Source organism: Nocardiopsis alba (assembly GCF_000710955.1).
Taxonomy (GTDB): domain Bacteria; phylum Actinomycetota; class Actinomycetes; order Streptosporangiales; family Streptosporangiaceae; genus Nocardiopsis; species Nocardiopsis alba.
In genome coordinates, this window is the sequence record NZ_BAZE01000004.1 from 404,725 (window position 1) to 427,900 (window position 23,176).

The following is a 23,176-nucleotide window of genomic DNA, read 5'->3' on the forward strand; positions in this document are numbered from 1 at the left end:
GGAGGTTACGCGGTCGTGGATTCGGTTTTACTCCCGACCCTCCCCCACCGCGATGAGGCTCCAGGCGACACCGTCCAGGATGTCGTGCTCACTCGCGGTGAAGTGGTCGGCGCCCGTGCGCTCCAGCACACGGGACAGCACCAGGGCGCCCGCCCCGATGACGTCGACCCGGCCGGGGTGCATCACTCCGATCTCCGCGCGCTCGGCGTGCGTGGAGCGCAGCAGCCCATCGGTGATGCGGTTCAGGTCGGAGACGGAGACCCGCGTGTGGTGGATCCGCTCCGAGTCGTACTCGGGCAGGTCGAGAGCGATCCCGGCGACCGTGGTCGCGGTACCGGCCACGCACACGACCGAACCGGCCTCGCGCAGCGGAACGACCTTCTCGACCTCGTCCAGCGCGGCGTCGATGTCGGCGGTGGCGGCGGCGATCTGCTCGGCGCTCGGCGGATCCGAGCGCAGGTGCCGCTCGCTCATGCGCACACAGCCCACGTCGACCGACAGGGAGGCCTCGACCAGGTCGTCGTCCTCGGACGCACCGCCCAGCACGAACTCCGTGGAGCCGCCGCCGATGTCGACCACCAGGAAGGGCGGGGAGAAGTCCTGGTCGGCCTCTCCCTCCGCCGCCGCGGCGTCCAGCTCCGCCGTGGCGCCCACGAAGGACAGTTCGGCCTCGTCCAGGCCGGTGACGACCTCGGGCTCCACACCGATGATCTCGCGGACCCCGTCCACGAACACCTGACGGTTGCGGGCGTCCCGGGTGGCGCTGGTGGCGACCATGCGCACGGTGTCCGGCCCCAACGGGATCCCGTAGGCCTCGATGGCCTCCGCGTAGCCGCGCAGCGCCTCGAAGGTGCGCTCCAGCGCCTCGGCGGAGAACTCGCCGGTCTCGTCCACGCCCTCGCCCAGACGCACGATCTCCATGCGCCGGTCGGCGTCGACCACCTGGACCTCGTCACCGTCCAAGGCCACGACGTCGGCGATCAGCAACCTGATCGAGTTGGTTCCGCAGTCGATCGCCGCGACACCGCTCATGACCGGTCCGTCCCTTCATCGCCCTCGGAGGCGTTCTCGTCCACGCACACGCACGGACCCTTGTCCCACCAGTCGGGAAGCTCCCTCAACGCCTCCGCGCCGAAGGGGTTGGTCCCCGGGGCGGCCAGTTCGTGGCCGACCAGCGCGTGCAGACACTTGACCCGGGTGGGCATCCCCCCGGTGCTCTGCATGCCCTCGGGGAGCGGCTCCACGCCGTCACGTCGGGCCTGCTCGGCCCGCTCGGCCAGGTAGGACTCGTGCGCCTCGGTGTAGGCCGCCCGAAGTTCGGGCTCCTCGGCCAGACGCTCCTGCATCAGGCGCATCCGGCCGTCGTTCTCCAGCCGCCCGATCGCCGAGGCGGCGCGCGGGCAGGTCAAGTAGTACAACGTCGGGAAGGGGGTGCCGTCTTCCAGGCGGGGGGCGGTCTTCACCACATCGGGGAGACCGCAGGGGCAGCGGTGCGCGACGGCACGGACCCCGCGCGGGGTTCGGCCCAACTGGAGTTCGATCGCGGCGAGGTCCTCTGCGGAAGCGGGACCGCCGTCGGTGTGCCCCGGAACGGGCTGATCTGCGGAAGTCATGACCCCACCAGCATAGGTGTAATCGGCGGCGGGAAGGTCGCCCCGTACGTCACACCCGGAGGGCCGTGAAGGGCGTCTCCGGGCCGCTCAGAGCCCCTCGTCGGGGTCGGGACGGTCGGCCTCCTCCACCGAGCGCCACAGCTCGGTGAACCAGGGGTCCTTGGGCTCGGAGGGGTCGATCTCCTCCTCGTCCTCGGCACCGGGACGGATGACGATGTAGGCGGTCTCGTCCGGGTATTGGAAGTGGAGGCGGGCGCGGGCCTCGCGTTCGACGTAGGCCTCGTCCTTGAGCGCCTCCTCGCGCTCGCGCAACTCGGCGACGTTGTCCTCCATACGCGTGCGCTCCTCCCTCAACTGGGAGATCTGCGCGCGCTGCATGATGTACTCGCGCAGCGGATAGGCCAGGCTCAACGCGATCACGCAGATCACGAGGGCGAGGATCGCCGCCCGGCTGGTGAGCATGGGCCGCACCCGAGGGGTGCGGCCCGCGCTCGTGTCCTTCTTGGTCGCCTTGGACCCCGCTTTCGAGGCAGCGCCCTGCCGGGACTTGTCGGCTTTGGTCGACTTCCGGGACTTTGTGGGCGGCTGCTTGGTTTCGCGGGACACTGGGGCAGACTAGCCGCGCTTGGCGAACCTCGGGAAGGCCGACACGCCCGCGTACACGGCGGCGTCGTCGAGTTCCTCCTCGATGCGCAGCAACTGGTTGTACTTGGCGACCCGCTCACTGCGCGCCGGGGCACCGGTCTTGATCTGGCCGGCGTTGGTGGCGACCGCGATGTCGGCGATGGTGGTGTCCTCGGTCTCGCCGGAACGGTGGCTGATCATCGCCGTGTAGCCGCTGCGCTGGGCGAGGGAGACCGCGTCCAGCGTCTCGGTCAGGGTGCCGATCTGGTTGACCTTCACCAGGAGCGAGTTGGCGGTGCCGGAGAGGATGCCGCGCTGGAGACGCTCGGGGTTGGTGACGAACAGGTCGTCCCCGACCAGCTGGACCTTGTCGCCGATCTGGTCGGTGAGGGTCTTCCAGCCGTCCCAGTCCTCCTCGTCGAGGGGGTCCTCGATGGAGACCAGCGGGTAGGCGTCGACGAGCTCCGCGTAGTAGGCGCTCATCTCCTCGGCGGTGCGGGTCTTGCCCTCGAAGGTGTACACGCCGTCGGAGTACAACTCCGTGGCGGCCACGTCCAGGGCCAGGGCGATGTCCTCGCCGACCTTGTAGCCGGCCTTCTCGATCGCCTCGACGATCAGGTCCAGGGCGGCGCGGTTGCTCTCCAGGTCGGGGGCGAAGCCGCCCTCGTCACCGACGCCGGTGCCCAGGCCGTGGGCCTTCAGGACCGACTTCAGGGAGTGGTAGACCTCGGTGCCCCAGCGCAGGGCCTCGGAGAAGGTCGGGGCCCCGATCGGAGCGACCATGAACTCCTGGATGTCGACGTTGCTGTCGGCGTGCGCGCCACCGTTGAGGATGTTCATCATCGGCACGGGCAGCACGTGCGCGTTGGGGCCGCCGATGTAGCGGAACAGGGGCAGGCCGGCCTCCTCGGCGGCGGCCTTGGCCACGGCCAGGGAGGCGCCGAGGATGGCGTTGGCGCCGATCCGGGACTTGTCCGGGGTACCGTCCAGGTCGATGAGCGCCCGGTCGATGATGCGCTGCTCGTCCGGGGTGTGGCCGAGCAGCTCGTCGGCGATCTCGTCGTTGACCGCGGTGACGGCCTTGGTCACTCCCTTGCCGCCGTAACGGTCACCGCCGTCGCGCAGCTCGACCGCCTCGAACTTGCCCGTGGAGGCGCCGCTGGGGACACCGGCCCGGGTGATGGTCCCGTCGTCGAGCAGGACCTCGACCTCGACTGTCGGGTTGCCCCGGGAGTCAAGGATCTCCCGCGCCTGTACTGACTCGATGGACGCCACGATCTCTCCGTCTCTTCGGTGTCTGGGTCCACTCTCTCCGGACCCGGACACGAGACTAGCGACCCGCGCTCCGATCGGTGGAGCCCACCCACCCGGATTGGTCTAGTCCATATCGGACATGCCGACTCTCAGAGCGGCCAGGGCGATCTCCACGGCCCGCCCGCGATGGAGTGTCGCCTCCTCCGCCGGCATCAGGACGGCGATGTCCTGGATGCCTCCCAAGGCGGCCACGGCCCCCATGCGCGCGGGGATCGGCGCGTCCTCCCCGACCAGGGCGACGTCGAGCCGTCGCCGCCAGGCGACCACCTCCTCCACCAGTCCGCTCTCGCTCAACCCCGCGAGGTCGTGGAGGAGAGTGACCATGAGAGTGCTGTGGCGCACACAGAGGTCGAAGTAGGCGCGCCCGCCCGCGGACATGGCCGAAGGGAGCGATGAGGGGCACTGACCGCCCTCTCCGCCCGGTTCCGGAATGCGAACCGCCCGGAACCGGCCACTTACCTCGATCCGACGTATCGCCCGTTTATAGTGCGAATCTCGGGCCCCGATCCTCCCGCGGAGCCGTCAGGGAACCTCGCGCGAACGGTGGGGACGAAAGTGGCCGATCCTCGAAGCGAAGCCGTGGACGGGGCGATGCGCCCGGTCCCCCAACGCGGGGCCGAACTGGCCCTGCTCCTCGCCTCGCTCGGCGCCACCGCCGCGGCCCTGGGGTCCGCCTCCCTGGCGATCACCGGCGGTATCGACCCGGCGGTGGTCACCTACCTGGTGGTCATCGGTGTGGGATCCCTGGTCCTGCACGTGCTGTTGCGCTTCACCGCGCCCTACGCCGACCCGATCCTGCTCCCCGTCGCCACCGCGTTGAGCGGGCTCGGCATCACGATCATCTGGGCGTTGCAGATGTCACGGGGCTCGGAACCGGCGCACACCGAGGCCGACCGACAGCTCATGTGGACCCTGGCGGGGATGACGCTGTGCGCGCTCACGATCCTGTTCGTACGCCGGCCCCGCCGGTTGACCCTGTACACCTACCTGATCGCCCTGGCCGCGCTGATCCTGCTCCTGCTCCCGCTCTCGCCCCTGGGACACGAGGTGCTCGGCGCGCGGCGGTGGATCGCTCTGGGCCCGTTCACGGTGCAGCCCTCGGAGTTCGCCAAGGTGCTGCTCGTCATCTTCCTCGCCTCCTACCTGGGGCGGCGGCGTGAGGTCCTGGCCCTGGTCACCCGCACGTTCCGGATCGGCGGGGTGAAGGTGTTCAGCGCCCCGCGCGCCCGGGACCTGGCCCCGATGGGGGTGGGCTGGGGTCTGGCGATCCTGCTGCTGGTGGGCACCAAGGACCTGGGCACCTCGCTGCTGCTGTTCGGCACGTTCCTGGCGGTCCTGTACGCGGCCACGGCCCGCAAGTCCTGGGTGCTGATCGGGTTGGTGGCCTTCTCCGCCGGCGCCTACGTGGCCTATCTGCTGTTCGGGCACGTGCGCAACCGGGTGGAGATCTGGATGCACGCCTTCGAGCCGGAGGTCTACGACGCGCCCGGCGGCAGTTTCCAGGTGGTGGAGGGGATGATCGCCCTGGCCTACGGCGGACTGCTGGGCACCGGCTTCCACGCCGGACACGCCCAGGAGATCTTCGCCTCCGATAGCGACCTGATCCTGGTCTCGGTGGGCGAGAAACTCGGGGCGACGGGGCTGATCGCGGTGTTGGCGCTGCTGTTCCTGTTCGCCCAGCGGGCGTTCCGGATCGCTCTGGGGAGCCGGGACGTCTTCCTCAAGTTGACGGCGTTGGGCTATGGGTTCATCACCGCGTTCGACGTGTTCATCGTGTTGGGCGGCGCCACCCTGATCATCCCGCTGACGGGCATGACCACACCGTTCATGTCGGCGGGCGGGTCCGCGCTGATGGCCAACTGGCTCATCGTCGGCCTGTTGTTGACCATCAGCGAGACCGCCCGCCGTCCGCAGGAGTCGTTCAGCGCGGGCCTGGCCCCGGGCGACCCGGCGACCGAGGTGATCGACGTGCGCGACGTTCCCGGCGGGGCGCGGTAGGTCGCGCCTCCCGCCACGAGTGCGTCAGGTGAGGAAGGTGATGCACAGGGAGGCCACGACGATGGCGAAGATCATCACCACGGCCGTGTATCCGAGCACCTGGCCCGCCCTGAGCCTGGCCAGGGCCAGCAGCGGCAGCGCCCAGAAGGGCTGGATGCCGTTGGTGAGCTGGTCGCCCATGCCCACCGCCATCACACCCACGCCGGGTGCGATCCCCAGGGACTCGGTGGCCCCGATGACGACGGGTCCCTGGACCGCCCACTGGCCGCCGCCGGAGGGGACCGCGAAGTTGACCAGGGCGGCGCTCATCAGGGCCCAGAAGGGATAGGTGAACGGGGTGGAGAAGGAGATGAACCACTGGGTGATGATCTCCAGCAGCCCGGAGCTGTCCATGATGCCCATGATCCCGGCGTAGAACGGGAACTGGACGATCACCGCCGCGGCGGTCTTGGCGCCCTCGGCGGCGGCCGTCGAGTAGCTCGCCAGGGTGCCGTGCAGCCCCAGACCGGCCATGAGGAACGTGAAGTTGAGCAGGTTGATGTCCATGCCCACGACACCGTCGGTGACCAGGGCGGGGACGAGGTGGACCAGGCCGACCGCGACCACCGCGTAGACCAGGATCCGGCTGTGCATGAGGCGCTGGGCCGGGGAGAGGGCACGGATCTCGGTCCGGGTGGGGCTCGGGCCCAAGACACCGGAGCCCCGGTCGCCCTCGGCGTCGGGCTCGTCGCGGGCGTCGTCGATCTCCTCGACCTCTCCCGCCTTGGGGTGCATGCTCATCAGCAGCAGCGGCGCCCCGACGATGACGACCACGAGGAAGACCAGGTTGAACGGTTGGAAGATGGTCTCGCTGAGCGGGACCAGACCGATCTGGCCCTCCAGGAAGTGTCCTGGGGTGTTCACCAGCAGTGGCGCCGACCCGGACAGGCCGCTGTGCCAGACCATCAGTCCGAGGTAGCCGCCGGCCACCAGCAGCGGGAAGTGCACCTTGATCCCGCGGTCCTTGCAGGAGCGGGCCACCTCCACGGCCAGCAGGGCGCCGGCGATGAGGCCCAGACCCCAGTGGACGATGCCGAGCAGGGCGGCCCCCAGGGCGGTGACGCCCACGGCGGACATCGGCCCCCTGGCCAGCCCCGCCACCCGGACGATGGCCCTTCGGGCCGGTGGCGAGGAGGCCAGGGCGTAGCCGGTGACCAGCACGAGGGTCATCTGCATGCCGAACTCGAGCAGGTTCCAGAACCCGCCGTACCAGTCCCCGACCAGTTCGACCGGGGTCCGGTCGGTCAGGAACAGCGCCATCCCGAAGACCAGGCCGGACAGGATGACCGCGAAGACGAAGGCGTCCGGCACCCAACGGGTGCTGAACGCCGCGAGGGCGTTACCGAAACGACGCATGGTGCTCCCCTCTGCGTGGACCTCGGGGCCGGCACGAGGACGGAGGGCGCCGGAACGGAGGAACCCGAGGTCGGGAGCACTGTGTTCCACGTCATACTTCAGCGTCAATACTGATCAGCGCGATTTGAGGGTTTTTGAGGTTACCTGTCGGTTTTCGACCAGTAGGTACGCCACTCCTCGGCGCTCAGCTCACGGGGCTCTCGACCATCGGCGCGCGCGGCCTCCTCCGCCGCCCTGACCCGACCGTCGAACCTGCGCGCCGCCGCGCGCAGATCGGTCTCGGCGTCCCGCCCCCGGCCCCGCTCGGTCGCCACCGCGGCGAACAACTCACCGCCCTCGGCGCCGTCGTCGCCCACCAGATCGGCGGGGAACCCGTTGCGCACCGCGCGTTTTTGGAGCTCGTAGGCCAACAGCACCGCGGGCTGGGCGAAGGGCACCCCGTCCAGCACCGAGGACTCCCCCGAACCACCGGCGGCACGGGCCTTCTCCGCCCGCTCGGCCGCCTTGATGGCCTCCCAGTTCGACCGCACCTCGTCACTGCCCGACACCTCCGCCCCGCCGAACACGTGCGGGTGACGTCGGGTCATCTTGTCGATGATGGCGTCGGCGACATCATCCACGGTGAACCGCGCCGGATCCCCCTCGGGCCGCTCCGCACCGATCGCCGCGTGGAAGACCACCTGGAGCAGGACGTCGCCCAACTCCTCGCGCAGCAGGGCGTGATCGCCCTCCTCGATGGTCTCCAGGGTCTCGTAGGACTCCTGGATCAGATACTTCGCCAAGGACTCGTGGGTCTGGGAGGAGTCCCACGGGCACTCCCGCCGCAGCGTCTCCATCACCTCCACCAGGCGCAGCACCCGATGGCCCGCGGGCCGGACATCGTCCGTCATCGATCCTCACTCACGTACTGGTCGGGTCCGGGAGCCAACCGCCCTCGCGCAGCGCCGCCATCACCGCGGCCACCGACTCGGCCGGATCGGCGTCCACCGTGTCGACCACCAGGTCGGCGTCGACCGGTTCCTCGTAGGGGCCGGAGATCCCGGTGAAGTCGGGGATCCTACCGGCCCGGGCCTCGGCGTACAGGCCCTTGCGGTCACGAGCCTCGCACACCTCCAACGGCGTGGCCACGTGCACCAGGAAGAAGTCCCCGAACTCCTCCACCATGGCACGCACCTCGGCCCGCCCCGCCTCGTACGGGGCGATCGGCGCGCACACCGCCACCCCACCGTGCCGGTTGATCTCCGAGGCCACGTAGCCGATCCGTCGGATGTTGAGCTCACGGTCCTCACGGGAGAAGGTCAGCCCCTTGGACAGCATGCGACGCACCACGTCACCGTCCAGGAGGGTGACCGGACGTCCCGCCCGCCGGATCCCGTCGCACACGCCGCGGGCGATGGTCGACTTGCCCGAGCCGGACAGCCCGGTGAACAGCAGGGTGAGACCGCGCTCGGTCCGGGCCGGCCGCAGACGGGCCAGCTCCGCCCCGACCCGGGCCGGGGTGAACCAGGAGGGGAGCCCCCGGCCGTGCGCCAACTCGTTCTCCACCTCGTCGTCGGAGGGCTCACGTCGTGCCCGCCCCGGATCGACGCTGGTGAACGGCTTCCACAGTTCCTCACCCGAGTCGTACCGCCACGGTTCGGGGTCCAGGACCGTCAAAGGCGGACGCAGCGCCATCACCCGCTCGACCTCGGGTCCGCGCCCACCGGCCTCCAGCAGCATGTGGGTGGCGCCGTAGGAGGCGGCCACATGAGCGGCCAGAGCGGCGTCGCGCTCGGTCCACTCACCACCGAAGGGAACCGACCCGCGCCTGCCCGACCGGGGCAGGGTGGCCACCACGAACACGCTCCGAGGGGGCAACAGGGGTTCTGCCGCCAGCACCGCCGACGCCGCGCCCTCGTCCTCCAAGGGGGCGTCGATGATCACGAGCACCTCGGCCCGACCGCCGTCACGCCCCAGCGCGTCGGCCTCGGCCCGGATCTGGTGCAGGGCCCGATGGTGCAGCGGACGATCGGTCACCACCGCCAACAACGGCTGGTGGGCGGTCGGATCGAGCTCGCGCTGAGCCCGCACCTCGGCCGGGGTGACGCGCAGTTCCCGCAGCGCCCCGTACATCGCCGGACGCGACATGGTGACGTCACCGGCCAACCGGTGGACCACCGGGGCGGCCTCGCCTCCCTCCGAACCCTTCCAGTGCTCGCCCACCGCCAGTTCCGCCAGCGGAGCGCCCTCCGGGTCGGTGAGGATCAACCGATCCTCTCCCGCGAGCCCCTCCGGCACCTCCAACGTGACCGGAACCGGCCAGGGACGACCGTCGAGAAGACGGCCCCGGACCTCGATCGATTCGGCGTCCTCGCGCCCCATGAAACCGGGGAACGGATAGGCCCCGTTGAGAACGAGTTCCAGGTGGGCGAGACCGTCGGGCCCCGGAGCGAACACCGGGGCGGTCCGACGACCGGGCTCCCGGTCCGATCCGCCCGCCTGCCTGTGCACACTCACCACGTACGCCCTCCCTCTGGATGGTCCCGGATCGCCCCCAGAGTAATCCCGTCCGAACCTCCGCCCAGGAGCCGAGTCACCGAAATCGGAAATAGTGGCAGCTCATAGTGGGTTCTGGTCATCGTGCCCCGTCGTCGTCCCCACCGAAACCGGTGCGGGAGGAACGACCCGAAACGGTCGACGACGACCCCGCGCACCCGTCCCCCACGCCGCCTCCGGACTGGATAAGCTGAAAGGAGACCGGGTGGTACACACCCATCCGACGCGCGGCCGCCCAGCTCACGTGCGGCCCACCCGTGCCTGGACGGGTCACCGAGGGGACCCGCGGCCGTGATCGTCTCCACCACCGCCACCGCACGTACCGCAGGACGCGACGCCTGAACCGGACCACTTCACTCTCTGGTGCTATGAGCCTTACTGGACTTCTCGCCGACGTCTCCCGGGACCCGGCCCTGCACAGCGCGATCGAGACCGCCCGGGGCGGCCGCGATCCCCATCTCGACCTCGTCGCCCCGGCGGCACTGCGCCCCTTCATGGTGGGCGCGCTGGCGGCCGACGCGCCCGTGGGCGCCGCTCGACCGGTCCTCGCCGTCACCGCCACCGAACGTGAGGCCGCCGACCTGACCGACGCGCTGGGCTCGCTGCTGCCCGCGGACTCGGTCGCGCTCTTCCCCGCCTGGGAGACCCTGCCGCACGAGCGCCTCTCCCCTCGGTCGGACACCGTCGGGCGCCGGCTGGCGGTCCTGCGCCGCCTGGCCCACCCCGACCCCTCGGACCCGCTCACCACACCGCTGCGCGTGGTCGTCGCCCCGGTCCGCAGCGTCCTCCAACCGCTGGTGGCCGGGCTCGGCGACCTCGAACCCGTGCGGATCCGTCCCGGGGACGAGGTGTCGCTCGAAGAGGTCGTCGACTCCCTCACCGGCACCGGATACGCCCGCGTGGACCTGGTCGAGAAGCGCGGGGACATGGCCGTCCGCGGCGGCATCCTGGACGTCTTCCCGCCCACCGAGGAACACCCGCTGCGGCTGGAGTTCTGGGGCGACACCGTCGAGGACATCCGCTACTTCCAGGTCGCCGACCAGCGCTCCATCAGCCCCGAGGGGGAGAACCACGACCCGCGCGGCGGCGCCGCCTCCGGACTGTTCGCTCCGCCCTGCCGTGAGCTGCTGCTCACCGACACCGTCCGCGACCGCGCCCGCGCCCTGGCCGAGGAGCACCCCTCCCTGGCCGAGGTCCTCCTCAAGATCGCCGACGGCGTGACCGTCGAGGGCATGGAGGCGTTCGCCCCCGTCCTCGCCGACCGCATGGAACCGTTCCTCACCTACCTGGCGAAGAACGCGATGGTGGTGGGCTGCGACCCCGAACGCATCCGCACCCGCGCCCTGGAACTGGAGGCCACCAGCGCCGAGTTCCTGGACGCCTCCTGGATCAACGCCGCCTCGGGCGGCGAGGCCCCCATCGACCTCGGCGAATCGGCGTACATGTCCATCGCCGAACTGCGCTCGATCGCCTCCGACCTCGACCTGCCCTGGTGGGGTCTGACCCCGTTCAGCGCGGGCGACGAGGACACCGGGACCGCCGAGGAGGACGACGCGGTGGTCGTGGGCGCCGTGCCCGCCGACTCCTACCGCGGCGACACCGAACGCGCCCTCGCCGACATCAAGGGCTGGCTGCACGACAACTGGAGCGTCGTGCTGGTCACCCAGGGCCACGGCCCTGCCGAACGTCTCGTCTCGATGCTGCGCGACGCCGGCCTGGGCGCGAGCCGGACCGACGACCTGGACCGGCCCCCGAAGGAGGCCGTCGCCACCGTCACCACCGGCCTGGTCGACCACGGCTTCCTCCTGCGCTCGGTACACACGGTGGTGCTCACCGAGACCGACCTGGTGGGGCAGCGCTCCTCCACCCGGGACATGCGCCGCATGCCCAGCCGCCGCAGGGGCACCGTCGACCCGCTCCAGCTCAAGCCCGGCGACTACGTCGTGCACGAACAGCACGGTGTGGGCCGCTACCTGGAGATGGTCAGCCGCCAGATCCAGGGCGCCACCCGCGAGTACCTGCTCATCGAGTACGCGCCCTCCAAGCGGGGCCAGCCCGGAGACCGCCTCTTCGTCCCCACCGAACAGCTCGGCGAGGTCACCCGGTACGTGGGCGGCGAGGCGCCCACCCTGTCCAAGATGGGCGGCGCCGAGTGGAGCAAGGCCAAGAGCAGGGCCCGCAAGGTCGTCCGCGAGATCGCCGGCGACCTCATCCGCCTGTACTCGGCCCGCCAGGCCTCCCCGGGACACGCCTTCGGCCCGGACACGCCCTGGCAGCGCGAGCTGGAGGACGCCTTCCCCTACGTGGAGACGCCCGACCAGCTGGCCGCCATCGACGAGGTCAAGAAGGACATGGGCAGGTCCGTTCCGATGGACCGGCTGATCTGCGGCGACGTCGGCTACGGCAAGACCGAGGTGGCCGTTCGCGCCGCCTTCAAGGCGGTCCAGGACGGCAAACAGGTCGCCGTGCTGGTGCCCACCACCCTGCTGGTCCAACAGCACCTGTCGACGTTCACCGAGCGGTACGCCTCCTTCCCCGTCACCATCAAGCCGATGTCGCGGTTCCAGACCGACGGCGAGGTCGAGGTCACCCGCGAGGGGCTGCGCACCGGTGAGGTCGACGTGGTCATCGGCACCCACCGTCTGCTCTCCCAGGAGACCCGCTTCAAGGACCTGGGCCTGGTCATCATCGACGAGGAGCAGCGCTTCGGCGTGGAGCACAAGGAGGCGCTGAAGCGGCTGCGCACCCAGGTGGACGTGCTCGCCATGTCGGCCACCCCCATCCCCCGCACCCTGGAGATGGGCCTGACCGGCATCCGCGAGATGACCACCATCCTCACGCCGCCGGAGGAACGCCACCCGGTGCTGACCTTCGTGGGCCCCTACGAGGACAAGCAGATCACCGCGGCGATCCGACGCGAACTGATGCGCGAGGGCCAGGTTTTCTTCGTGCACAACCGGGTGGCCTCCATCGACAAGGTGGCCGCCTCCATCAAACGCCTGGTCCCCGAGGCCCGCGTGGCCTACGCGCACGGCCAGATGAACGAGCAACAGCTCGAAAAGGTGATGGTGGACTTCTGGGAGAAGAACTTCGACGTCCTGGTCTCCACGACCATCGTCGAGTCCGGCCTGGACGTGCCCAACGCCAACACCCTCATCATCGACCGCGCCGACACCTACGGCCTCTCCCAGCTGCACCAGCTCCGGGGCCGGGTCGGACGCGGCCGCGAACGCGCCTACGCCTACTTCCTCTACCCGCCGGAGAAACCGCTCACCGAGACCGCCTACGAGCGGCTCGCCACGGTGGCCCAGCACACCGAGACCGGCGCGGGCATGTACGTGGCCATGAAGGACCTGGAGATCCGCGGCGCCGGCAACATCCTGGGCGCCGAGCAGTCCGGGACCATCGCCGGGGTCGGCTTCGACCTGTACGTGCGCATGGTCGGTGAGGCCGTGGCCGAGCTCAAGGGCGACCCGGAGGCCGCCGAGGAGATCGAGACCAAGGTCGAACTGCCCATCAACGCGCACATCCCGCACGACTACGTACCGGGTGAACGGCTCCGTCTCCAGTCGTACAAGCGCATCGCGAGCGTGACCGGAGAGGAGGACATCCTCTCCGCCTACGAGGAGCTCACCGACCGCTACGGCGCCCCGCCCCAGCCGGTGGACAACCTGATGGCGGTGGCCCGATTCCGGGTCCTGGCCCGCTCGGCGGGCCTGGCCGACGTGGTCATGCAGGGCAACCAGATCCGCTTCTCCCCCGTGGAGCTGCGTGAATCCCAGGAACTGCGTCTGCGCCGGATGTATCCCAAGTCGATCTACAAGGAGAGCACCAGGACCCTCCTGGTCCCGGTCCCCAAGGCCGGCGGGATCGGTGGCAGGCCGCTGCGCGACCTGGAACTGCTCAAGTGGTGCACCGACCTGGTGAACGCCATCTTCGAGCCCGAGAAGCGCCGTCCCCGGCCGCCGGCCGAGTAGGCGGACCGACGGAACACGAAGGGCACGGCCACCGGGCCGTGCCCTTCGTCGTACCTGCGCAGGCCCCTCTCAGGACCGGGGGGCGGGGTCCACGTCCTCCGGAGCGGCCTCGTAGGTGATGCCGTACATCTCCTCCTCGGAGGGCTCGTCCGAAGCGCCACGACGCCACCGACCGCCCTTGTCCTCCCGACGCCGAGAGCGCAGCTCCCTGCGGGCCTCCTTACGGGCACGCCGCTCCAGGGAACGATCGTGTCTGCGCGCCTTCCGACGGCGCCGCAGTTCGGCACGGCGCTCGGCGATACCGGCCTCCTCCGGTTCCGCCCCCTCCCCGGGCTCATCGTCCTCACGGGCCCGGAGCGGGGTGACCGTGGCCAGGCCCTTGCCCACCGGAACGTCCGGCGGCAGCTCCACCGCCACGGGAGCCCGGTCGGAGGCCTTCTCCGGAACGGAGACCTCGTTCCGGGGGACGGCCTCGCCCCCACGGCGCGGTTCCCGCGTGTACCACCAGTTGGCGACCCACGCCGCGACGGCCGCGGCCACGCCCACCTCCAGGGCGGCCACCAGCCCCACCTGCCAGGCGGACGGGCCCACCTCGGTCATCCTCTGGGCGCCGAGGGAACCCCCCGCCACCCCCGCCAGGGCCGCGTACAGGATGCCCGTGGTCACCCCGCACACGAACCCCCACAACGGGGCCGCCTCGCTCACCACGTCCGGAGCGCTGCGCTGGGTCAGCACGCCACCGATGGTCCCGGCCAGGAACGGCACCGCCAACGCCGCCAACGACAACACCGGCGCCGCCCCGTTGGCGGGCACCGCCGCCAGCAACGGCAGGGCCGGCAGGGCGCCCACCGACACCCCGGTCGGCGCCACCACCGTCTCCGCGCCCAGCGCGAACCCCGGACCGAGCGAGTAGCAGACCGCGAAGATCACCGCGTTCGGCAGGTAGGCCAACTGGACGATCAACAGCAGCGCGCCGCCGACCACACCGGGGGCCAACGAGCGGGTGATGGCGATCGCGTCCGGCAGGGAGAACGCCAACGCCGCCAGGAACAGCACCACCCCGCCGGCCAGCAGCGTGCCCGCCGACACCAGCATCCCCACCATGAGCGAACGCGTACGGTCCGGCATCAGGGCGAGCAGATCACCCGCCGCGACCCCCTTGTCCCGCATGAGTTGACGGAGCACCCCCGCTCCCCCGGAGATGAACGCGATCACGAAACCCATCAGCAGGGCGCGCGGCATGCTCGGCTCGACCACATCGGTGCGCGCGAGCAGGGCGAGCGTGCCCGCGATGGCCGCGTAGGGGCCGGCGATGGCCAGCGCGGCCCGGTACACGTGCCGCAGCCGCCCGATCTCGCAGTTACGGGCCAGCCAACGCCCGAACCGGTACAACAGCAGCCCGGGCAACAACACCAGCCCCATGGGCAGCAGACTGATCTGCCCTTCGGGGATGGCGAAGGAGACATGGTGGCCCACCAGCCAGGCCAGGACGGCCCCGCGCAGCAGATCGGCGATGTCCTCACCGAAGGTGTCATGGGGTGCGGCCACCCAACCGACCATGGTGAACGTGACGATCACCGCCACGCCGATACCGGCGGCGGAGGCGGCGGCTATCCCACCCGTGGAATAGATCGGGCGGGGCTCGGCCGTGTCGGCGGCGGTGCCCGTCTTCGACACTCGGCCTCGGTCAGGGGGAGTTCCTGGCGTACTCACCCGACTTATGCTGCCAGGGACCGGAATGCTCCGTGGTATCCCCGCCGCGCGTGTCGTACCCGCGTCGGAGCCGCGGAACCGGGAACGAAGAAGATACGTCCCAGGACGTACGACCCCTGCCCCCGCGAAGGAACCCCATGACAGAGCCGACACCCGGCCGCGGTTACCGCCTCTCCGACGCCGAACGCGACGAGGCCCTGCTTCATCTGCGCACGGCTCTTCAAGAGGGACGGCTGGATCTGGACGAGCACGAACGCCGCTCCGAGACCGCCCTGCACGCGATCACCGACACCGACCTGCGTCCGCTCTTCGACGACCTGCCTCGAGCCCTGTGGCCCGCCTCCATGGTCGACGGCCCCACCGCGGAGAACGCCCCCGTGCCTTCGAAGAGCCCCGCGCCCCCTGCCGAACGGGACGACGACCACGACGAGGTCGACCGCAAGAACCCCGGAAGGAACGTCGGCGCGCTCATGGGGTGGGGAGGGTTCCTGCTCCTGGTGTGGGGCGTCCCCACCTTCATCGGCGGGGACATCACCTCCATCGCGGTCTTCCTGGGCGTCTTCTGCCTGATCGTGATCGGCCCCCTCGTCGGCCAGATCGCCTACAACCGCCGTCACGGGAAACGGGGCGGCCCCCGGGAGATCGACGAAGGCTGACCCCGGTACACGAACGGCTCCGCCCCACCACCGGAGAACGGTGACGGGGCGGAGCCGTGTTCGACCCGAGGGTCGAGGAACCCTAGAAGAGCTCGCGCGCCAGACGGGCGGTCTCGCTCGGGGTCTTGCCGACCTTGACGCCGACGGCCTCGAGGGCCTCCTTCTTGGCGGCGGCCGTACCGGAGGAACCGGAGACGATGGCGCCGGCGTGGCCCATGGTCTTGCCCTCCGGGGCGGTGAAGCCCGCGACGTAGCCGACGACCGGCTTGGTCACGTTGTCCTTGATGAAGTCGGCGGCGCGCTCCTCGGCGTCGCCACCGATCTCACCGATCATCACGATCACGTCGGTGTCCGGGTCCGCCTCGAAGGCGGCCAGGGCGTCGATGTGGGTGGTGCCGATGATCGGGTCGCCACCGATGCCGACGGCGGACGAGAAGCCGATGTCGCGCAGCTCGTACATCATCTGGTAGGTGAGCGTGCCCGACTTCGAGACCAGGCCGATACGGCCCGGCTTCGTGATGTCGGCCGGGATGATGCCGGCGTTGGACTGACCCGGGGTGATGAGACCGGGGCAGTTCGGGCCGATGATACGGGTCTTGTTGCCCTTGGAGCCGGCGTAGGCCCAGAAGGCGGCGGTGTCGTGGACCGGGATGCCCTCGGTGATCACGACGGCCAGACCGATCTCGGCGTCGATGGCCTCGATGACGGCGTCCTTGGTGAACTTCGGCGGAACGAAGATCACGGTGACGTCGGCGCCGGTGGCCTCCATGCCCTCGGCGACGGAGCCGAAGACCGGCACCTCGGTGCCGTCGAAGTCGACCTTCTGACCGGCCTTGCGCGGGTTCACGCCACCGACGATGTCGGTGCCCGAAGCCAGCATCCGGCGGGTGTGCTTGGTGCCCTCAGAGCCGGTCATGCCCTGGACCAGCACCTTGCTGTCCTTGTTCAGGAAGATAGCCATGGTGTCCTGTCCCCTACTTCGCCGCGAGCTCGGCGGCCTGAGCGGCGGCGCCGTCCATAGTGTCGACCCGTCGAACGGCCGGGTGGGCGCGATCGTCGAGGATCTTGCGGCCCAGCTCGGCGTTGTTGCCGTCCAGACGGACGACCAGCGGCTTGCTGACGTCGTCGCCGCGCTCCTCCAGAAGCTCCAGCGCCTGGACGATGCCGTTCGCGACGGCGTCGCAGGCGGTGATGCCACCGAAGACGTTGACGAACACGCTCTTGACGGCGGGGTCGCCCAGGATGATCTCCAGGCCGTTGGCCATGACCTCGGCCGAGGCACCGCCACCGATGTCGAGGAAGTTGGCGGGCTTGACCCCACCGTGCTCCTCACCGGCGTAGGCGACCACGTCCAGGGTCGACATGACCAGACCGGCACCGTTACCGATGATGCCGACCTCGCCGTCGAGCTTGACGTAGTTGAGGCCCTTGGCCTTGGCGGCGACCTCCAGGGGGTCGCCCTCCTCGGCGAAGGTCAGGCTCTCCAGGTCCTGGCGGAACTCGGCGTTCTCGTCCAGGGTCACCTTGCCGTCGAGGGCGACGACCCGGCCGTCCTTGGTCAGGATGAGCGGGTTCACCTCGACCAGGGTGGCGTCCTTGCCGACGAAGGCGTCCCACAGCTTGGTGATGACCTCGGCCGCACCGGCGGCGGCGGCCTCGGGCAGCTTGCCCGCCTTGACGATCTCGGCGGCGATGTCCGCCGGAGCGCCCTGCAACGCGTTGATCGAGATCTTCGCGACGGCGTCGGGGTTGGTCTCGGCGACCTCCTCGATCTCCATGCCGCCCTCGGCGGAGCAGATGGAGAGGAAGTCACGGTTGGCGCGGTCCAGGAGGAAGGAGAAGTAGTACTCCTCGGCGATGTCACTCGCCTCCTCGACCAGGACACGGTGGACCGTGTGGCCCTTGATGTCCATTCCGAGGATCTGCTCGGCCTTGGCCTGAGCGTCCTCGGGGCCCTCGGCGACCTTGACGCCGCCGGCCTTACCACGGCCACCGGTCTTGACCTGGGCCTTCACGACGACGCGGGGCTTGCCCGCGGCGGCGAACTCATCAGCGATGGCACGCGCCTCAGCGGCCGTGCTCGCCACCTTCCCCTGGGGTACGGGAACCCCGTACTCTGCGAAGAGTTCCTTCGCCTGGTATTCGAACAGGTCCACGAGGGTCCGTCCTTGTAACTCGCTGGCTCAAGTGTGTACCGGGGTGGCGTGTCCGGATCGGCGGTGACGCACGGATGGCGTGTCACACGACACCGACCCCATGAGGGTCGAGCCGCCTACTCAAGATCGAGATCGCCGCGGCGTTGCCACCCGCGACATGCGCAAAGCTTAGTCGCCCGGGATCCCGCGATCTGACACCGGGGCGACGTTCTCCCGGTGCCCCTGCGCACAAAAGCCGCTCATGCGGCGCTCCATCCACGTTCACGTGGGAAAATCTGTGACCAGAGACACGGCGGATAACACACTTCGGGGACGTTTCACCCCTGGAGGGGCACCCACCCGAGTGCGATCAACGTCACGAAGCCCTCAGACGGTGTGCGCCGGACGGATGTTCTCCCGGACCCAGTCGGCGATCTCCTCGGTGGGCGCTCCCGGCGTGAAGATCCGGGCCACCCCCATCCCCTCCAGCTCGGCGATGTCGGCCTCGGGGATGATCCCCCCGCCGAACACCTTGATGTCGGTGGCGTCGTTCTCGCGCAGCAACTCCATGACCCGACCGAACATGGTCATGTGGGCGCCCGACAACACCGACAGTCCGATCGCGTCGGCGTCCTCCTGGAGCGCCGCGGACACGATCATCTCCGGGGTCTGCCGCAGGCCGGTGTAGATGACCTCGACACCCGCGTCGCGCAGGACCCGGGCCACGATCTTGACCCCTCGGTCGTGCCCGTCCAGTCCCGGCTTCGCGACGACGACACGTGCGGTGGCCTCGGCCATGACTAACCCCTCACTACGTTCCCCGTCCACACCCGGCACCCCTTGTGGGGGCTCCCCGGGCGCCGGGGAGGAGATGATGAACTCCTGAGCAGAGTAACGCAGGTCACCCATGGGTGGCGGGCACGGGTGCGGGTATCTTCCGTCCATGGACGACAACGTCAACGGTTTCGCGAACACCAGCACCGAGGACCTGCGCGAACGCGCCGTCGAACTGGCGCGGCAACGGTGGGACGTACGGTTCTTCTGGAAACTGCTCGGTCTCATCCCCGCGGCCGAGGCGATCGCGGGCAACACGGACGCCAGCGAGGCGAGCGTCGCCCAGGTCTCGGGACTCCTCTACGAGGCGCTCTCCTCGGAACAGGACCCGAAGGTGCAGGAGGCCCTGCGCCCGGTCTACATCCAGTACCTCGTGGAACACGACGCCGCCCCCGAGATCACCGGGGATACCGACCGGGGCGCCTGACCCGACCTCCATGTCCGAAAACCGCCGGCGGAGCGTCACCCCGCTCGGCGAACATGGGTGGCGTGATGGACGACGAACAGCGCTACCGCGCGGTGCACAGTAGAGACGCCCGATTCGACGGGGTGTTCTACACGGCCGTGCTCACCACCGGCGTCTACTGCCGCCCGAGCTGCCCCGCGATCACCCCGCTGCGAAGGAACGTCCGCTTCTACCGATCCGCCGCCGCGGCCCAGGAATCGGGGTTCCGCGCCTGCAAGCGCTGCCGCCCCGACACCGTTCCCGGTTCTCCCGAATGGAACCTGCGGGCCGACGTCGTGGGCCGCGCCGTCCGACTCATCAGGGACGGTGCCGTCGACCGGGGCGGGGTGGGCTCCGTGGCCGCCGCCCTGGGCTACAGCGAACGCCAGCTGAACCGTCTGCTCACCGGCGAGACCGGCGCGAGCACCCTGGCCCTGGCCCGGACCGAACGCGCGCACACCGCGCGGATCCTGGTGGAGACCACCGACATGCCGATGGCCGACGCCGCCTTCGCCGCCGGATTCTCGAGCGTCCGCCAGTTCAACGAGACCATGCGCGCCGTCTACGACCGTTCCCCGAGCCGTATGCGCGAGGCGGCGGCCGGCCGGGCCACCGCGACCGGCTCCGGCACGATCACCCTGCGCCTGCCCTACCGAAGCCCCATCGACCTGGAGGGCACGCTCGCCTTCCTCGGGGACCGGGCCGTCCCCGGCGTCGAGGAGTACACGGACGGGATCTACCGACGCGCCCTCCGGCTCCCGCACGGAACCGGAACCGTCGAACTCTCCCCCGGGACCGGCCGGGCCGGTGGGCACGTGGCCTGCCGCCTGCGCCTGACCGACCCCCGTGATCTGGCCGGCGCGGTCCGACGCTGCCGCGACCTCCTGGACCTAAACGCCGATCCGGAGGCGGTCGCCGACGTCCTCGGAGCCGACCCGATCCTGGGCCCGACCCTGCGCGCGCACCCGGGCGTACGCTCCCCGGGTCAGGTGGACCCGGCCGAGCCCGCCTTCCGCGCCGTCCTCGGCCAACAGGTCTCGGTCCGAGCGGCGCGTACTCTGGCGGGACGGCTGGTGGAACGGTTCGGACGTCCCTTGGAGACCCCCGACGGGGGCCTCACCCACACCTTCCCCACTCCCGAGGACCTGGCGGCGGCGAGCCCGGACGACCTTCCACTGACCAGGGCGCGAAGCCGGGCCCTGGTCGGACTGGCCGAGGCGATCGCCTCCGGCCGGATCGACCTGGGACCGGGCTGCGACCGGGACGAGGCGGAACGACGGCTGGTGGAACTACGCGGTATCGGTCCCTGGACCGCCCGATACACCAGAATGCGCGGACTCGGCGACCCGGACGTGTTCCTGGAGACCGACCTGGGGGTCCGTCAGGCCTTGGAGAGGTCCGGCGAGACGGCGACCCCCGCGGCCGCGCGCGCCAGGGCCCGGGACTGGAGCCCTTGGCGTTCCTACGCCACCCACCTGCTATGGGCGTCGTCCACCGGGATGGAAGAACGACGGAGCCGAGAGGAACGACGAGGACGATGATCCACACCGACCAGGAGACCCTCCCACTGGACCTGCCCGAGGCGACGGAACCCGCCAGGGTACCGGCGGTCCGTTTCCGGACGCCCCTGCCGGGCCCCACCCGGTACGCGACCATGGACTCCCCCTTGGGCGAACTACTGCTGTTCGGGGACGGCGAGTCCCTGGGAGGCGTGTGGACGCTCTCCAAGGACGAGAGCCCGCGCCGGATCCCCGAAGGCTGGATCGCCGACGCCGCGCCCTTCGTCGAGGTCGAACGGCAGTTGAACGCCTACTTCGCCGGAGAGTTGCGCGAGTTCGATCTGCCCTTGGCCCCGGCCGGGACCGCCTGGCAGCTCCGGGTGTGGCGGGCCCTGACCACCATCCCGTACGGGGAGACCACCGGCTACGGTCGGCTCGCCGAGGAGCTGGGCCGGCCGACCGCCTCCCGTGCGGTGGGCACGGCCAACGGCCGCAACCCCATCAGTGTGATCGTGCCCTGCCACCGGGTCATCGGGGCCGACGGGAGTCTCACCGGCTACGCGGGCGGGCTGGAGAGAAAGCGTCACCTTCTCTCCCTGGAGGGCGTGCGTCCCAGGTGAGACGGGGTCCCGAGGTGTCGTGAACCGAACGGCGAGCGGCACTCGGTACCGATCTCGCGCGAACCGCACGTTCCCCGATCCTTCATCGTCTGCCCCTCTTGTCCGCCCCCGGGACCCCGGTTACTCTGCGGTAGCCACGATCGAAGGTTGTGGTGTCATACCCCGTTCCCTCGACTCCCCCAGGAGAGGCGTTGACACTGCCCACCCCCACCCCCCGATTCCTTCCCGCCGGCACTCTCGCGTTGACCGCGGCCGCGGCGCTCGTCGTCTCGACGGTCGTGCCCGCCTCCGCGGAACCGGCCATCGAGCCCTACACCGCCGCGGACAACGTCGAGATCATCTTCGACGCGACGGAGGTGGACGTTCCCGGATCATCGTCCGCCTTGGACGCGGAGGACGCCCTGGCCGAGTCCGTCATCGACGACGTCCTGGACTTCCGATCCACCGAACTCTCCACCCTGGACGCCCAGGACCGTGACGTCCGCGTGGACATCCGGGAGACCTCCGACGACGCGGCCTTCGGGGTCGCCATCGTCACCGCGCCCGAGGTCGAGGGCGAGGAGCCCTACGCCTGGCTGTTCGCCGCCGAGCTCGACTCCGACGGTTGGGAGGTCGGCCTGGAGGGGACCGAGGAGTTCTCCGAGATCCTCGCCGGCTCCGACCTCATGGACACGGAACAGCGTGAGACCGTGGCCGCCTCCACCGACCCCGAGCAGATCTCCCCCATGGCCTACACCGGGGTCGGTCTGCCCTTCTCCATCGGCACCTCGATGGTGATGACCGGCGGCCCGCACGGCTTCAGCTCCGGTCCGCCCTACAGCTCGGTGGACTTCGCCGGCGGCAACGGTCAGGCCCGGGCGGCCCGAGGCGGCTACGCCTACTCGTTGTGCAGTGGCTGGACCCGTGTCATCCACGACAACGGCTACTCCACGGACTACTACCACCTGGAGGACTACCAGTGGCTGCCCGGTAACAACGTCGGCGTCGGCCACTACCTGGGTACCCAGGGCAACAGCCTCTGCGCCGGTGGCTCCACGACCGGTGCTCACATCCACTTCGCCCTGCGCGCCTACACCGACCCGAACGCCGCGGGCTGGTACGTCGGCCTGGGCGGTCGCACCCTGGGCGGTTGGACCTTCGTCGAGGGCGCCGCCTACGGCGGTTACGCCTACCGCAACGGTGTCGGCACCGTCTACCCGGGCGGTTCCCTGTACAACTACGGGTTCTGATCGACCCGCACTCTCGGGCGGGGCCGGACGGCGGAACACTCTCCGCCGTCCGGCCCCGCTCCCGTTTTCGGGCATAAAAAAGGGGGGCACCCCAAGGCACCCCCCAACACACAAAAAAGAAAGGGACACCCCCACAACAGGGGCGCCCCTCTCTCCAAGAAAAACCGTGGCAGCGACCTACTCTCCCACCCCACCACAGGGCAGTACCATCAGCGCAAAGAGACTTAACGACCGGGTTCGGAATGAGACCGGGTGTGACCCTCCAGCAATAACCACCACGGAAACCAACCCCCACACCCCAGACCACCCACCAGGCAACCAGGACACGGGGAAAAAATCCGTGAAAAATGTGCGCGAACATCCAATTATCTGCAGCGGACAAGCCCTCGGCCTATTAGTACCGGTCAGCTCCACCCCTCACAAGGCTTCCACACCCGGCCTATCAACCCCGTCGTCTACAGGGAGCCTTACCCTCTCAAGGAGGCAGGAGACCTCATCTCGAAGCAGGCTTCCCGCTTAGATGCTTTCAGCGGTTATCCCTCCCGAACGTAGCCAACCAGCCATGCCCTTGGCAGGACAACTGGCACAC

At 69.9% G+C, this 23,176-nt stretch carries 19 protein-coding genes and 2 rRNA genes; 7 read left to right on the forward strand and 14 right to left on the reverse strand.

Annotated elements, in window-relative coordinates; genetic code table 11:
• Positions 1–27: 27 nt before the first annotated feature.
• The 5 genes from TR33_RS10540 to TR33_RS10560 form a co-directional block, all read right to left on the reverse strand.
• Positions 28–1,032: a Ppx/GppA phosphatase family protein gene (locus TR33_RS10540; RefSeq protein WP_014911637.1), complete on the reverse strand. Its 1,005-nt coding sequence runs from the start codon at positions 1,030–1,032 to the stop codon at positions 28–30.
• Positions 1,029–1,613 carry a DUF501 domain-containing protein gene (locus TR33_RS10545; protein WP_017535860.1) on the reverse strand — a complete coding sequence of 195 codons (585 nt, stop codon included), beginning with the start codon at positions 1,611–1,613 and terminating at the stop codon, positions 1,029–1,031. The genes TR33_RS10540 and TR33_RS10545 overlap by 4 nt, the downstream gene beginning before the upstream one ends.
• Positions 1,614–1,700: 87 nt before the next feature.
• Positions 1,701–2,075, reverse strand: a complete 375-nt coding sequence (locus TR33_RS10550; protein ID WP_014909423.1) for an FtsB family cell division protein — start codon at positions 2,073–2,075, stop codon at positions 1,701–1,703.
• A gap of 153 nt (positions 2,076–2,228) precedes the next feature.
• On the reverse strand, positions 2,229–3,512 hold the full coding sequence (eno, locus tag TR33_RS10555; RefSeq protein WP_014909559.1) for a phosphopyruvate hydratase: 1,284 nt from the start codon (positions 3,510–3,512) through the stop codon (positions 2,229–2,231).
• Positions 3,513–3,614: 102 nt separating this feature from the next.
• On the reverse strand, positions 3,615–3,929 hold the full coding sequence (locus TR33_RS10560) for a hypothetical protein (RefSeq protein WP_357801237.1): 315 nt from the start codon (positions 3,927–3,929) through the stop codon (positions 3,615–3,617).
• A gap of 213 nt (positions 3,930–4,142) precedes the next feature.
• On the opposite strand from TR33_RS10560, the gene TR33_RS10565 reads away from it, so the two are divergent.
• The gene (locus TR33_RS10565) at positions 4,143–5,549 is read left to right on the forward strand and encodes an FtsW/RodA/SpoVE family cell cycle protein (protein WP_234305817.1); all 1,407 of its coding nucleotides are present in this window, start codon (positions 4,143–4,145) and stop codon (positions 5,547–5,549) included.
• 24 nt (positions 5,550–5,573) lie between these two features.
• On the opposite strand, the gene TR33_RS10570 is transcribed toward TR33_RS10565, so the two are convergent.
• From TR33_RS10570 to cysC, 3 genes are all read right to left on the reverse strand, one after another.
• Entirely contained in the window at positions 5,574–6,944 is a 1,371-nt protein-coding gene (locus tag TR33_RS10570) for a short-chain fatty acid transporter (RefSeq protein ID WP_042282924.1), read from the reverse strand.
• Between the two features lie 140 nt (positions 6,945–7,084).
• Entirely contained in the window at positions 7,085–7,834 is a 750-nt protein-coding gene (locus TR33_RS10575) for a nucleoside triphosphate pyrophosphohydrolase (RefSeq protein ID WP_014910474.1), read from the reverse strand.
• Between the two features lie 10 nt (positions 7,835–7,844).
• Positions 7,845–9,443 carry an adenylyl-sulfate kinase gene (gene cysC, locus TR33_RS10580; RefSeq protein ID WP_084570239.1) on the reverse strand — a complete coding sequence of 533 codons (1,599 nt, stop codon included), beginning with the start codon at positions 9,441–9,443 and terminating at the stop codon, positions 7,845–7,847.
• Between the two features lie 404 nt (positions 9,444–9,847).
• Between cysC and mfd the strand changes: the two genes are divergently transcribed.
• Positions 9,848–13,456, forward strand: a complete 3,609-nt coding sequence (gene mfd, locus TR33_RS10585; protein WP_014909528.1) for a transcription-repair coupling factor — start codon at positions 9,848–9,850, stop codon at positions 13,454–13,456.
• A 69-nt stretch (positions 13,457–13,525) separates the two neighbouring features.
• Here mfd and TR33_RS10590 read toward each other — a convergent pair whose 3' ends face one another.
• Entirely contained in the window at positions 13,526–15,133 is a 1,608-nt protein-coding gene (locus TR33_RS10590) for a cell division protein PerM (protein WP_042282899.1), read from the reverse strand.
• A gap of 173 nt (positions 15,134–15,306) precedes the next feature.
• Here TR33_RS10590 and TR33_RS10595 point away from each other — a divergent pair, with 173 nt between their 5' ends.
• Complete coding sequence (locus TR33_RS10595) at positions 15,307–15,825, forward strand: DUF1707 SHOCT-like domain-containing protein (RefSeq protein ID WP_014911177.1); 519 nt, start codon at positions 15,307–15,309, stop codon at positions 15,823–15,825.
• Positions 15,826–15,907: 82 nt separating this feature from the next.
• Here TR33_RS10595 and sucD read toward each other — a convergent pair whose 3' ends face one another.
• The 3 genes from sucD to TR33_RS10610 all read right to left on the reverse strand — a co-directional run bounded on the left by sucD (position 15,908) and on the right by TR33_RS10610 (position 18,758).
• Positions 15,908–16,786, reverse strand: a complete 879-nt coding sequence (gene sucD / locus TR33_RS10600) for a succinate--CoA ligase subunit alpha (protein ID WP_014910114.1) — start codon at positions 16,784–16,786, stop codon at positions 15,908–15,910.
• 13 nt (positions 16,787–16,799) lie between these two features.
• Positions 16,800–17,981, reverse strand: coding sequence for an ADP-forming succinate--CoA ligase subunit beta (gene sucC, locus TR33_RS10605; protein WP_014910146.1), 1,182 nt, complete (start codon positions 17,979–17,981; stop codon positions 16,800–16,802).
• A 366-nt stretch (positions 17,982–18,347) separates the two neighbouring features.
• Positions 18,348–18,758: a coenzyme B12-dependent isobutyryl CoA mutase small subunit gene (locus tag TR33_RS10610; RefSeq protein WP_014911485.1), complete on the reverse strand. Its 411-nt coding sequence runs from the start codon at positions 18,756–18,758 to the stop codon at positions 18,348–18,350.
• A gap of 145 nt (positions 18,759–18,903) precedes the next feature.
• On the opposite strand from TR33_RS10610, the gene TR33_RS10615 reads away from it, so the two are divergent.
• From TR33_RS10615 to TR33_RS10630, 4 genes are all read left to right on the forward strand, one after another.
• Entirely contained in the window at positions 18,904–19,221 is a 318-nt protein-coding gene (locus tag TR33_RS10615; RefSeq protein WP_042282928.1) for a hypothetical protein, read from the forward strand.
• A 65-nt stretch (positions 19,222–19,286) separates the two neighbouring features.
• Entirely contained in the window at positions 19,287–20,780 is a 1,494-nt protein-coding gene (locus tag TR33_RS10620) for an AlkA N-terminal domain-containing protein (protein WP_042282901.1), read from the forward strand.
• A complete protein-coding gene (locus TR33_RS10625; protein ID WP_014908244.1) occupies positions 20,777–21,358 on the forward strand; it encodes a methylated-DNA--[protein]-cysteine S-methyltransferase in 582 nt (193 codons plus the stop codon). Before TR33_RS10620 ends, TR33_RS10625 begins: the two co-directional genes overlap by 4 nt.
• A 191-nt stretch (positions 21,359–21,549) precedes the next feature.
• A complete protein-coding gene (locus TR33_RS10630; protein ID WP_014911856.1) occupies positions 21,550–22,587 on the forward strand; it encodes a M23 family metallopeptidase in 1,038 nt (345 codons plus the stop codon).
• 164 nt (positions 22,588–22,751) lie between these two features.
• On the opposite strand, the gene rrf is transcribed toward TR33_RS10630, so the two are convergent.
• Positions 22,752–22,867 (reverse strand): 5S ribosomal RNA (gene rrf, locus TR33_RS10635).
• 94 nt (positions 22,868–22,961) lie between these two features.
• Positions 22,962–23,176: ribosomal RNA gene (locus TR33_RS10640) — 23S ribosomal RNA — on the reverse strand; the annotation flags it as partial.

Bases quoted from the DNA above. Each gene is read 5' to 3' on its own strand.
- TR33_RS10565 (WP_234305817.1), top strand. From the start codon at position 4,143: ATGCGCCCGGTCCCCCAACGCGGGGCCGAACTGGCCCTGCTCCTCGCC.
- TR33_RS10540 (WP_014911637.1), bottom strand. From the start codon at position 1,032: ATGAGCGGTGTCGCGGCGATCGACTGCGGAACCAACTCGATCAGGTTG.
- TR33_RS10610 (WP_014911485.1), bottom strand. From the start codon at position 18,758: ATGGCCGAGGCCACCGCACGTGTCGTCGTCGCGAAGCCGGGACTGGAC.
- TR33_RS10615 (WP_042282928.1), top strand. From the start codon at position 18,904: ATGGACGACAACGTCAACGGTTTCGCGAACACCAGCACCGAGGACCTG.
- mfd (WP_014909528.1), top strand. From the start codon at position 9,848: ATGAGCCTTACTGGACTTCTCGCCGACGTCTCCCGGGACCCGGCCCTG.
- TR33_RS10560 (WP_357801237.1), bottom strand. From the start codon at position 3,929: ATGTCCGCGGGCGGGCGCGCCTACTTCGACCTCTGTGTGCGCCACAGC.
- sucD (WP_014910114.1), bottom strand. From the start codon at position 16,786: ATGGCTATCTTCCTGAACAAGGACAGCAAGGTGCTGGTCCAGGGCATG.
- TR33_RS10545 (WP_017535860.1), bottom strand. From the start codon at position 1,613: ATGACTTCCGCAGATCAGCCCGTTCCGGGGCACACCGACGGCGGTCCC.
- TR33_RS10625 (WP_014908244.1), top strand. From the start codon at position 20,777: ATGATCCACACCGACCAGGAGACCCTCCCACTGGACCTGCCCGAGGCG.
- TR33_RS10550 (WP_014909423.1), bottom strand. From the start codon at position 2,075: ATGCTCACCAGCCGGGCGGCGATCCTCGCCCTCGTGATCTGCGTGATC.
- TR33_RS10620 (WP_042282901.1), top strand. From the start codon at position 19,287: ATGGACGACGAACAGCGCTACCGCGCGGTGCACAGTAGAGACGCCCGA.
- TR33_RS10595 (WP_014911177.1), top strand. From the start codon at position 15,307: ATGACAGAGCCGACACCCGGCCGCGGTTACCGCCTCTCCGACGCCGAA.
- TR33_RS10570 (WP_042282924.1), bottom strand. From the start codon at position 6,944: ATGCGTCGTTTCGGTAACGCCCTCGCGGCGTTCAGCACCCGTTGGGTG.
- TR33_RS10575 (WP_014910474.1), bottom strand. From the start codon at position 7,834: ATGACGGACGATGTCCGGCCCGCGGGCCATCGGGTGCTGCGCCTGGTG.